General features: G+C 69.6%; 11 protein-coding genes. 5 read left to right on the top strand and 6 right to left on the bottom strand.

Features of this window, described 5'->3' with window-relative positions; genetic code table 11:
- Positions 1-13: 13 nt before the first annotated feature.
- From BO39_RS24325 to BO39_RS24340, 6 genes are all read right to left on the bottom strand, one after another.
- A complete protein-coding gene (locus BO39_RS24325; RefSeq protein WP_211257550.1) occupies positions 14-1,171 on the bottom strand; it encodes a mandelate racemase/muconate lactonizing enzyme family protein in 1,158 nt (385 codons plus the stop codon).
- Between the two features lie 74 nt (positions 1,172-1,245).
- Entirely contained in the window at positions 1,246-2,151 is a 906-nt protein-coding gene (locus BO39_RS24330) for a hydroxymethylglutaryl-CoA lyase (protein WP_043838510.1), read from the bottom strand.
- Between the two features lie 5 nt (positions 2,152-2,156).
- Positions 2,157-3,134, bottom strand: a complete 978-nt coding sequence (locus tag BO39_RS24335) for a Bug family tripartite tricarboxylate transporter substrate binding protein (protein WP_043838512.1) — start codon at positions 3,132-3,134, stop codon at positions 2,157-2,159.
- Between the two features lie 109 nt (positions 3,135-3,243).
- Entirely contained in the window at positions 3,244-3,345 is a 102-nt protein-coding gene (locus BO39_RS35365) for an SDR family oxidoreductase (protein ID WP_084698453.1), read from the bottom strand.
- Between the two features lie 26 nt (positions 3,346-3,371).
- Entirely contained in the window at positions 3,372-3,527 is a 156-nt protein-coding gene (locus BO39_RS32965; RefSeq protein ID WP_211257551.1) for a hypothetical protein, read from the bottom strand.
- 170 nt (positions 3,528-3,697) lie between these two features.
- On the bottom strand, positions 3,698-4,504 hold the full coding sequence (locus BO39_RS24340; protein ID WP_043838531.1) for an IclR family transcriptional regulator: 807 nt from the start codon (positions 4,502-4,504) through the stop codon (positions 3,698-3,700).
- A 220-nt stretch (positions 4,505-4,724) separates the two neighbouring features.
- On the opposite strand from BO39_RS24340, the gene BO39_RS24345 reads away from it, so the two are divergent.
- The 5 genes from BO39_RS24345 (at position 4,725) to BO39_RS24365 (ending at position 10,918) form a co-directional block, all read left to right on the top strand.
- Positions 4,725-6,089, top strand: a complete 1,365-nt coding sequence (locus BO39_RS24345) for an MmgE/PrpD family protein (protein WP_052402563.1) — start codon at positions 4,725-4,727, stop codon at positions 6,087-6,089.
- Entirely contained in the window at positions 6,086-7,270 is a 1,185-nt protein-coding gene (locus BO39_RS24350; RefSeq protein WP_084698455.1) for a CaiB/BaiF CoA transferase family protein, read from the top strand. Before BO39_RS24345 ends, BO39_RS24350 begins: the two co-directional genes overlap by 4 nt.
- Complete coding sequence (locus tag BO39_RS24355; protein WP_211257552.1) at positions 7,267-8,067, top strand: enoyl-CoA hydratase-related protein; 801 nt, start codon at positions 7,267-7,269, stop codon at positions 8,065-8,067. Before BO39_RS24350 ends, BO39_RS24355 begins: the two co-directional genes overlap by 4 nt.
- A 30-nt stretch (positions 8,068-8,097) precedes the next feature.
- On the top strand, positions 8,098-9,294 hold the full coding sequence (locus BO39_RS24360; RefSeq protein ID WP_156963891.1) for an acyl-CoA dehydrogenase family protein: 1,197 nt from the start codon (positions 8,098-8,100) through the stop codon (positions 9,292-9,294).
- 115 nt (positions 9,295-9,409) lie between these two features.
- Positions 9,410-10,918 (top strand): aldehyde dehydrogenase, encoded by a 1,509-nt coding sequence (locus tag BO39_RS24365; RefSeq protein ID WP_084698456.1) that lies wholly within the window; start codon positions 9,410-9,412, stop codon positions 10,916-10,918.

Here is a 10,918-nt window from a genome sequence, read left to right on the forward strand (position 1 = left end):
GTTCGCCGTTGTCTCAGTGCTTTCCGCGTCCGCCGCTGAGCGGCCGGGCGGCGAAGTCCCGCACGGCGTCCGGATCGGGCTCGAAGCCGAAGCCCGGCGCCTCCGGCAGGGCGAGCCATCCCCCTTCAGCGCGCGGAACGCCCCGGAACAGCGCCTCGTAGATCGCGACGACCGGCAGATGGTATTCGACCAGGCCGCCATGCGCGACGCCGGCGTGCAGGTGCATGTTGTGGAAGGTCCAGGCGCCGCCATTGGCGATGGGTGTGTTGAAGGCCTGCGCCAGGGCCGCGACGCGCAGGCACTGCGTCAGCCCGCCGGTGATAGCGACGTTGGGCTGCAGCACGTCCACGGCACCGGCCAGCAGCAGGTCGCGGAAGCGGTAGAGCAGCCCCTCGTTCTGGCCGCAGGCCAGCGGGATGCGCACGGCGCGGCGCAGCGCCGCCATCTGCGGTGCGTCGTTCTGCGTGATCGGCTCCTCGAAGAAGGTGATGCCGCACTCCTCGACGGAGCGCGCCAGGCGCTGGGCGTGCAGCGGGTCCAGGCCACAATTCGCGTCTAGGAACAGTTCCACCTCGTCGCCCACGGCTTGGCGCACGGCGCGGATGCGAAGCGCATCCTCGGCGATCACAGCGCCGATCGGCCGCGGCTCGTCACGGCGCGACAGGGCCTTGTTGCCGACAGTCATCTTCAGCCGGGTGAACCCGCGAGAAACCGCCTCCTTCGCCGCCTCGCCGAGCCTGTCTCTTTCGATGGAGTCAAAGCCGAAGGTGGCATAGACGGGCGTGCGGTCTCGTGCGGCACCGAGCAAGCGCCAGACTGGCTGACCCAGCACTTTACCCTTCAGGTCCCAGAGCGCGAGGTCGATGGCGGCAATGACGTGCAAGGCGTAGCCGGTCTGGCCGCGCGGCGCGAGCAGCCAGTACAGCTTCTCCCAGATCCGCTCGTGCGCCATCGCGTTCTCGCCGAGGAGGGCTGGCGCCGCGACGGCGTTGATGGCAGTGGCGACCACCTCCTCCTCTGTAATCGCAGTCAGGCCGTGGCCGATTCGTCCGTCGCGCGTTTCCACGGCTACAAGGCAGAGCGAAAACTCAACCGGCTGCCCTTCGAATGAGGCCTCCACCACCATAGGCGTGGCCGTCACGCGAGCGATGCTGAGGGAGGCATTGGTCAACTTGGTCTGCTCCGTTATCGTGGGCATCCGCCCGAGTGATGGCATAAATTAGTCTGGCTTTACCGCGCGCGCGCTCATTGGATGCCCTCGGTCACTTTGCCGGCCTTGAGCACCATGCCAGGCAGCACACGTCCGACCGCCTCCTGCGCCTGTGCTGCCGCGGCGATCAGAGCGTCAAGGTCAGTGCCGGTTTCAATGCCCATTGCACGGAGCATGTGCACGAGGTCCTCCGTGCAGACGTTTCCGACCGCGCGTGGAGCAAACGGGCAGCCACCCAGCCCACCGACAGACGCCTCAAAGTCCGAAACGCCGCATTTAAGGCCAGCCAAGGCATTAGCAATGCCGAGACCGCGGGTGTTGTGCAGGTGGAGTCCGATCCGCGCGTCCGGCCAGCGATGCTGAAGCCGCTGCACCGTGCTGTGGATCGTGCCGGGGTCGGCCATGCCAGTGGTATCGGCGAGGTAGATGACAGGCGCACCAAGCTCCAACATCTGCGCGAAGAGCCGGTCCACGCATGCGGGATCGACCGGGCCCTCGTAAGGGCAGCCGAAGGCGGTGGCAACGACTCCGACGATGCGCGCGGCCGTGCCAGCGGCGGCACGGGCAATGTCATCGACCGCGCGCAGGCCCTGCTCAGTCGTCATGCGCACGTTCAGCGCGTTGAAGCTATCGCTCGCCGCCACGCCGCATTTCAGGTCGTCCACACCAGCGGCCACCGCCCGCTCTGCGCCGCGCCCGTTGGGCACGAAGGCGGCGTGGCGCACGCCCGGCGCACGAGCGAGGCCGGCGAGCACCGCCTCGGCATCCGCGAACTGCGGCACCACCTTAGGGTGCACGAAACCCGTCACCTCGATCCGCGTAATGCCGGCGCGGGCTAACTCTGCGGCGAGGGCGATCTTTGTGCCAGTCGGCGCCTCGATGGGCTCGATCTGCAGGCCATCCCGCAGCGAGACCTCACTGATCGTGACGCGTGGAGGCACCCCGCTTACTCCGGCCGGATGCCTGCCGCATCCACGATAGTCCGGAAGCGCTCCAGGTCCTCCGTGAAGCGCGCGCGGAAAGCCTCCGGCGTGCCGCCGAGCGGTTGCACGCCCAGCTCAAGCAGCCGCTTGCGGACCTCCCCTTCGACCAGCGCCTCGTTGATCGCGGTGTTCAGCCGAGCGACGATTGGCGCGGGCAGCCCCGCCGGGCCGACCACGCCCACCAGCACGGACGGTGCGCTGTAGCCCTCCAGCGTTTCGGAGATAGTAGGAATATCCGGGGCCACCGCGGCGCGCTCCGCATCCATCAGCCCGAGGATACGGATCTGCCCGTTGCGCGCAGCCTCCAGCGCCGTCGAGAGGGTGCCGAAGGCAAGAGGAACATGGCCGCCGACGAGGCTCGTCATCGCCTCCCCACCTCCGCGGAAGGGGACGTGGACGAAAGGAAGTCCTGTGCGCTGACGCAACAGTTCGGTGCCGAGATGGTGGTGCGAGCCAACACCAGAGCTGCCGACCTGGAGGTTCTCCCGATTTGTGCGGGCATAGGTCAGCAGCTCCGCCATAGTGCGGGCGGGCACGGAGGGATGGGCCATGAAAGCAGTCGGCGCGCTCGCCGCGAGGATGACGTAAGTAAAATCGCGAAAGGGATCGTAGGGGACATTCCGGTTGAAGAGGGAGATGAGCCCGTGGGTGGCGTTTAGGACGATCTCGAGCGTGTAGCCGTCCGGCCGTTGCCGCGCGACGTATTCGGAGCCGAGCAGACCGCCCGCCCCCGCTCGGTTCTCGATGACCACCGGCACACCAAGAGACTCGGAAAGGCGCCGTCCGAGGGGACGGCCGACGAGGTCCGTGGAGGCGCCCGGCGGAAAGGGAACGACGAGGGTGATTGGCCGGGCGGGGTAGCGCTCCTGCGCAAGGGCCGGTGGCCCGCCCAGCGCGACCAGTCCCAGAAGCGCCGCCCTTCGTGGAATCCTCTTAAACATCGGCATCCTCCTTGGACCCACCGCACGCGCTCTGTGGCGCGATCCTCGCACCGTAGCGGTCAGGGTTAGGATGTCAAACAGTCTGTTGGCAGGCAAACATTTCGAGCGGTCAGTACATGCGATAGCCGCCGTTCACATGAATCACTTGGCCCGAAACGTACCAGTCTGCATCGCTAGCCAAGACGAGACAGGTGCCGGCCACCTCGTCCACGGTGCCTTAGCGTTGTTAGGGCACGCCTAGACGGACGGCCTCGCGCTCCTGGTCACCGATGCTCCCGCGCCCGAAAGGGCCAGCGCGATGGCACGCCCGATGTTGCGGCCGGAGCCGGTGACGACCGCTACCCGGCCCTCCGGGCCAACACCGGGCGGCGTCGTCGGCCAGATCTTGACCAAGCGGGGCCGATCCCTGTCTGCCGCATCGTTCCCTCCCGCCCGTATTTGATGCTTCAACATGGCTGTTCGCAGATCAATCAGAACACGAAGAGCCGCCCCTCGGCCGGAGCCGAGGCCTGAGCACCTGTTCTGGTCAGCCGCAGTCGGGCGGATCGCTATCCGCCAGGGCGTCAGCTTCCGCTGAAGCCGATCTGCCGAGAAATCGTCGCGGCGGTTTCCAGCATCACCGTCCGGAGCGCCGTCTCGCCGCCGAAGCGCGCCATCAGCGCATCCGGGCCAATCACGTTAATGGCCGCGACCGCGTCCCCGGCCCCGTTGCGCACGACGCAGGCAAAGGTCATCAGCCCGGGATCGAGGACGGAGCCGCGGTAGACATAGCCGCGCGCCGCGTCCTCCTCCGCCTGGGCTCGCAAGGCCTCGAAGGAGGAGGGCGGCGGGACCTCGCGGCTCTCCCGGCACAGCAGGCGGTAAATCTCCCGCAGTTTCGGCTCGTCCTCGCAGGCCAGCAGCGCACGGCCACTTGCGGTGATATGGCACGGCAGCCGTGTGCCGACCTGCAGGTTGCTCACCAGCGCGACGGCCGGCGCCACGCGCGCCAAGTACACAACATGCCAGCCGTCGAGCACGACGAGATGGGCGGCGGCCGAGGTGAGGCTGCTAAGGCGCTGCAGGGAGGGTGCCGCGACCTCAGCAACGGCCTGGGAGTTGAGATAATCGAAGCCCAGGGTCAGCACGCGGGCGGTCAGCCGATAGCGACGCGTGACCGGGTCGCGCAGGATGAAGCCGTCGTTCTCGAGGGTATAGACGAGCCGATAGGCAGCCGAGCGCGTCACGCCGAGGCCGGAGGCGAGTTCCTGCAAGGTCTGCGCCGGGCGTTCTCGGCGGAAAAGCTGGAGAAGGGCCAACCCGCGAGACAGGCCGGGGACAATGTAGCGCGGGTCCACGTCACTTGCGGCTGCCTCGCCGTCGTCTTGCACCCGGGCCTCTCCCGCCGCCCCCATTCCTGCAAATCCCCAATGCTAACGTCAGCCGGATGGCTGTGGCTGCGAGATTACACGGGTGTGTCCCGCCGCTCCAGTCACCGGGCAAGAACATCAGCCGTATTTCAACATAATTGTTGACATGCCAACAGATGGGGGCCTTTATCGGGTCGACCAATGGCGGCCGCCCTGTGCTGACGGCCCGGAGGAAACGAAGTTGGGCCTGACTCGGCAGATCGGCGACTTCCTGGCCGCCGTCCGGCCGGAGACCCTGCCGGAGGGCGCTCGGGAGACGATCCGGACTGGCTTCACAGACTGCTTCGCGGTCATGCTCGCCGGCTGGAACGAACCGGCAGCTGCCGTGGCGCGCCGTTCGGTTCGCGGCGGCGAATTAGGCTGGGCCGGGATGCTGAGCGCGCCGCTGGCCGCCCCCGACACAGGCCTTTTGCTCGCCACCGCCGCTCATGTGCTCGACTTCGACGACACGGGCCTGAGCGGACATCCCAGCGCCGTGCTGGTCCCAGCGATCCTGGCCGAAGCGCGCGAAACGGGCGCCGATGGGCGGATGATCGCGGTCGCCTATTTGGCGGGCTACGAGGTCTGGGCCGAGCTGATCGGGCGCGACCAGGACGCGCATCACGCTAAGGGATGGCACCCCAGCGCGATGTTCGGGACATTGGCCGCGACGGCCGCCTCTGCCGTGCTTCGCGGCCTGGATGCGCCGACCGCGACCCAGGCCATCGGCATCGCGGCCTCCCTAGCGAGCGGGGTGGTGGCGAACTTTGGCACGATGGCGAAGGCTTATCAGCTCGGCCGCGCGGTGCAGTCGGGCCTGACCGCGACCCGGCTGGCCGAGGCCGGGCTGACCGCGGCGCCGGACGCGATCGAGCACGAGCTCGGCTTCCTGCGGGCGATCTCCCCGAAGGGCGCGGTGGACACCACCACTCCCGCGCGGCTCGGGCAGGACTGGCACATCCTCCGGACCGGGCTGAATGTGAAGCTCTATCCCGTCTGCTACGCGGCGCACCGCGTGCTGGATGCGGTCGGCGGGCTGTGCCGCGCGCAGGACATCGATCCGGACGCAATTGCCGGGGTGGAACTGGAGATCGGCGCCGGACAGGCGGCGATGCTGCGCGAGCACGCGCCGCGCACGCCGCTCGAGGCGAAGTTCAGCGCCGAGTTCGCCGTGGCCTGCATGGCCGTGGCGCGGCGCTGCGGGCTGGAGGAGCTGAGCGACGCCTTCCTAGCCCGCCCGGGGCTGCGTGCACTTTTCCCGCTGGTCACCGTGCGGACGGTGGAGGGGCGGAATCCGGACGAGCCGAGCTTGGCGCCGAGCGACCGCGCGACGATCACCCTGCGCGACGGCCGAGTCCTCGATTCCGGCCCCGTTGCCTTCCCGCGCGGACATTTCCGCGCGCCCGCCGGGGCCGAGGAGCTGCACCGGAAGTTCACGGGTTGCGTGCGCCCTTCGCTCGGCGAGGCAGAGGCCGCGCGCCTCTTCGAGCTTCTCCAGCGCGTGGACGAGCTGGGTGGCGTCCGCGACATGCTACCGGCCGCGGCGCCGCTCAGGGGTGCGGCATGAGCGCGGCCGCGCCCCTCTCCGGCCTGGTGGTGGTGGAGCTCGGCACCAGCATCGCGGCCCCGTCCGGCGCCATGATCCTTGCCGAGCTTGGCGCCGAGGTGATCAAGGTGGAGCCGCCCGGGAGCGGCGACGACGCCCGCAACTGGGGTCCTCCCTTCGCGAACGGCGCCTCCACCGTCTTCAACGCCTTCAACCGCAACAAGCGCTCCGCCGCGGTCGACCTGAAGGACGTGTCGCAGGTCGCGGCGCTGCGCCGCTTCATTGCGGACGAGGTGGACATCGTCGTCCAGAACCTGCGGCCCGGCCTGGTGGAGAAGCTCGGCCTCGACGCCGCGACGCTCCGGGCGGAGAAGCCGGCGCTGATCTACTGCCATCTCGGCGCCTTCGGCCCTGCGGGCCCGCTGCGCGACAGGCCCGGCTACGACCCGCTGATGCAGGCCTATGGCGGGATTATGGGGATCACCGGCGAGGAAGGGCGCCCACCGGTTCGCGTTGGCCCCTCCCTGGTGGACCAGGGCGCGGGGATGTGGGGGATCATCGGCACCCTCGCCGCGCTGCGCCGCCGCGACGCGACCGGCGAGGGCTGCGAGGTCGGCACCTCCCTCTACGAGACGGCGCTGAACTGGGTTTCCGCACAGGTCTCCACCCTTGCCGTCACGGGCCGCCCGCCGCGCAAGCTGGGGACGGAGAACGCGGGCATCGCGCCCTACCGCGCCTTCGAGGCGAGCGACGGCTGGCTGGTGATCGCGGCCGGCAACGATAACCTCTTCCGCCGCTGCGCCGCCGCCCTCGGCCGCCCAGAATGGACGGAGGAGCCGCGTTTCCGCACCAATCCGGACCGCGTGCGCGAGCGCGAGGCCCTGAACGCCTTGGTGGGCGAGGTGGTGGCCACGCGGTCCCGCGCCGAATGGCTGGAACGACTGATGGACGCCGGCGTACCCTGCGCGCCCGTCCTGGCGCTGGACGAGGTGGTTGCCGAACCGCAGTTCGAGGCGATCGGGATGATGCAGCGCGCCCCTGACAGCGACCTCTCCCTGCTCGGCCTGCCCCTGCGTTTCGACGGCGAGCGCCCCGCCCTCCGCTCCTCTCCACCCGCCCTGGGCGATGCCACGGCGCGCGTGCTAGGCGAGCAGCCGGTTCAGCCGGCCGGGGGCGAGACGCCCGCGAGGGCCGCCGAATGATGCGCCGCACGGAATGGCGTCGCCTCGCCGTCGAGGAGGCCGAGCCGGGCCTCCTAATCGTCCGCTTCAACCGCCCCGAAGCGCGCAATGCGATCGACACCGCGACCATGGAGGACCTGCGCGACCTCTTCGGCCCGCTCTCCTTCACGCCGGGCGACCTGCGCTGCGTCGTACTGACGGGCACCGGCGACAAGGCCTTCTCCGCCGGCGGCGACCTGAAGGAGCGGCAGGGCATGAGCGACGAGGCCTGGCGCCTCCAGCACGCCATCGCGGAGGAGAGCGCCTACGCGGTCCTCAACGCCAGCGTGCCGGTGATCGCGGCGGTGAACGGGGCGGCCTTCGGCGGCGGCTGCGAGCTCGCCCTGTGCTGCGACTTCATCCTCGCCGCGCGCACCGCGACCTTCGCCCTGCCGGAGGTGACGCGCGGCATCATGCCGGGCGGAGGCGGCACGCAGAACCTGCCGCGCGCGGTCGGCGAGCGGCGCGCGAAGGAGTTGCTGCTGACCGGCCGCCCTTTCACCGCTGAGGAGGCTCAGCGCTGGGGCATGGTGAACGAGGTCTGCGAGCCCGAGGCACTGATGCCCCGCGTCATGGAGACGGCGCGGACCATCTGCGCCAACGCGCCAGTTTCCGTCCGCCAGATCAAGAAGGCCGTGCACCAAGGGTTGCAGGCGGATCTGACGACCGGGTTGCTGCTCGAGGTGCAGGCCTATGAACGAACCATCCCCACGGAGGACCGGCGGGAGGGCGTGCGCGCGTTCAACGAGCGCCGCCGGCCCGTCTTCCAGGGCCGCTGAATCCAGGGGCGCTGAACGAGGAGTTGCCGCATGAATCACATGGACGCGGACCTCGCGGGCGAGGCGACCCTCGCCCTCGGCGAGGACTACGCCGACATCCGGGAGGGCGTGCGGGCCGTCTGCCGCGGGTTTCCCGGCGCTTACTGGCGCGAGTTGGAGAAGACGGACGGATATGCCGAGGAGTTCGTCCGCGCGATGAGCGAGGCCGGCTATCTCGGCGCGCTGATCCCGGAGGAATACGGCGGGGCCGGCCTGCCGCTGCGTGCCGGCTGCGTCATCCTTGAGGAGGTGCACGCCTCCGGCTGCTCCGCCGCCGCCTGCCACGCGCAGATGTACATGATGGGCACCCTGCTGCGGCATGGCAGCGAGGAGCAGAAGAACCGCTACCTCCCTGGTATCGCCACCGGCGAGATCCGCTTCCAGGCCTTCGGCGTCACCGAGCCCACCACGGGGTCGGAGACGCTGAAGCTCCGCACGCGGGCCGTCAGGGACGACGAAGGCTACGTCATCAACGGCCAGAAGATCTGGACCTCCCGCGCGCACAAGTCGGATCTGATGCTGCTGCTGGTCCGCACCACGCCAATCGAGGAGGTGAAGAAGCGCACTGAGGGCCTGTCCGTCCTGCTCGTCGACATGCGCGAGGCCGTCGGCAACGGCCTAACCATGCGGCGGATCGACACCATGGTGAACCACCAGACGAACGAGGTCTTCTTCGACAACCTGCGGGTTCCCGCTGAAGCACTGATCGGCGAGGAGGGCCAGGGCTTCCGCTACATCCTCGACGGCATGAATGCCGAACGCATCCTGACCGCCAGCGAGTCGATCGGCGACTGCCGCTACTTCGCTCGGCGCTCCGTGGAGTACGCGAAGGACCGCGTGGTGTTCGGCCGCCCTATTGGCCAGAACCAGGGCGTGCAGTTCCCCATAGCCCGTGCCTATGCCGAGTATCGCGGCGCGGAGATGCTCTGCCGCGCGGCCGCCGCGCTGTTTGAGGCCGGGAAGGCCTGCGGCGAGGAGGCGAACATCGCCAAGCTGCTCGCGGCCGAGGCCGCCTGGAACGCCGCCGAGGCCTGCATGCAGACCCATGGCGGGTTCGCCGCGGCCACCGAGTTCGACATTGAGCGCAAGTGGCGGGACTGCCGGCTGCAACGCATCGCGCCCGTCTCCACCAACCTAATCCTCGCCTATATCGGCCAGAACGTCCTCGGCATGCCGAAGTCGTACTGAGGCGGGCTCCTGGCGAAAAAGATGCCGCTCCGTCAAAACGCCCCCACCTTCGACTGCGCTCCCCCCACCGGCCGTGGGTGGGCCTTACAAAACAAGTAGCGGGGAGAGGAACAGAATGCTGGACGTACCGCTGATCATTGGCGAGGGCGACCGCCCTGCCACGGGCGAGGGAACCTTCGAGCGCCGCAACCCCGTCACGGGAGAGGTCGCGACCCGCGCCGCCGCCGCGACGATGGCCGATGCCGAGGCCGCCTGCGATGCGGCCGCGGCCGCCTTCCCCGCCTGGTCCGCCATGGGTCCCGGCGCGCGGCGCGGCATCCTGCTGAAGGCCGCCGAGGCGCTGGCGGCCAAGGCGCCCGAGTTCATCCGGCTGATGGCGGAGGAGATCGGCGCGACGGCCGGCTGGGCCGGGTTCAACGTGCACCTGGCCGCCGGCATGCTGCGCGAGGCGGCGGCGATGACGACGCAGACGACGGGCGAGGTGATCCCCTCGGACAAGCCCGGCTGCCTTGCGATGTCGATCCGCGCGCCCGTCGGCGTGGTGCTGGGGATGGCGCCGTGGAACGCGCCGGTCATCCTCGGCGTGCGCGCGCTGGCGCTGCCGCTGGCCTGCGGCAACACGGTGGTGCTGAAGGCGAGCGAGCTCTGTCCGGGCACGCACAGCCTGATCGCCCAGGCCCTGCGCGAGGGCGGGGTGCCGCCCGGCGTGGTGAACGTGGTGACGCACTCGGCCGAGGACGCACCGGCAGTGGTGGAGGCGATGATCGCGCACAAGGCGGTGCGGCGGATCAACTTCACCGGCTCCACCAAGGTGGGGCGGATCGTGGCCGTGCACGCGGCGCGGCACCTCAAGCCCGTGCTGCTCGAGCTAGGCGGCAAGGCGCCGATGATCGTGCTGGAGGACGCGGACCTGGACGAGGCCGTGAAGGCCGCCGCCTTCGGCGCCTTCATGAACCAGGGCCAGATCTGCATGTCCACCGAGCGGCTGGTGGTGGTGGAGAGTATCGCGGACGAGTTCGCGCAGCGGCTCGCCGACTTCGTCGCGGCGCTGCCGGTGGGCGACCCGCGCGGCGGCAACGTGTTCCTCGGCTCGGTGGTGGACGAGGCCTCCGCCGTGAAGGTGGAGCGCATGATCGCCGACGCGGCCTCCAAGGGCGCGGTGGTGCACGGGGGCGGCGCGCGGCAGGGAACGATCATGCCGGCCGCCATCGTCGATCGCGTGACGCCGGCGATGGCCCTCTATGCCGAGGAGTCCTTCGGGCCGGTCGTCGCGATGATCCGCGTGAAGGACGCCGAGGAAGCGCTGCGCGTGGCGAATGACACGGAGTACGGACTGTCCGCCGCGATCTTCACGCGGGACGTGGCGCGCGGCATCGCGCTGGCGCAGCGGATCGAGAGCGGCATCTGCCACGTGAACGGCCCGACCGTGCATGACGAGGCGCAGATGCCCTTCGGCGGCACCAAGTCCTCCGGCTACGGCCGCTTCGGCGGGCGCGCAGGGATCGCGGAGTTCACGGAGCTGCGCTGGATCACCGTCGAGACGCGGCCAGGGCAATATCCCTTCCCGCCCGCGGCCGCGAAGGACGCCGCATCGCCGCCCCCGGCAACGCCCGGCGCGCACTGA

The sequence above is a fragment of the Roseomonas aerilata DSM 19363 genome, from assembly GCF_000711725.1.
Lineage (GTDB): Bacteria > Pseudomonadota > Alphaproteobacteria > Acetobacterales > Acetobacteraceae > Roseomonas > Roseomonas aerilata.

Coding starts and splice junctions, on each gene's coding strand:
- BO39_RS24360 (WP_156963891.1), top strand. CDS start 8,098: ATGAATCACATGGACGCGGACCTCGCGGGCGAGGCGACCCTCGCCCTC.
- BO39_RS24365 (WP_084698456.1), top strand. CDS start 9,410: ATGCTGGACGTACCGCTGATCATTGGCGAGGGCGACCGCCCTGCCACG.
- BO39_RS24335 (WP_043838512.1), bottom strand. CDS start 3,134: ATGTTTAAGAGGATTCCACGAAGGGCGGCGCTTCTGGGACTGGTCGCG.
- BO39_RS24355 (WP_211257552.1), top strand. CDS start 7,267: ATGATGCGCCGCACGGAATGGCGTCGCCTCGCCGTCGAGGAGGCCGAG.
- BO39_RS24350 (WP_084698455.1), top strand. CDS start 6,086: ATGAGCGCGGCCGCGCCCCTCTCCGGCCTGGTGGTGGTGGAGCTCGGC.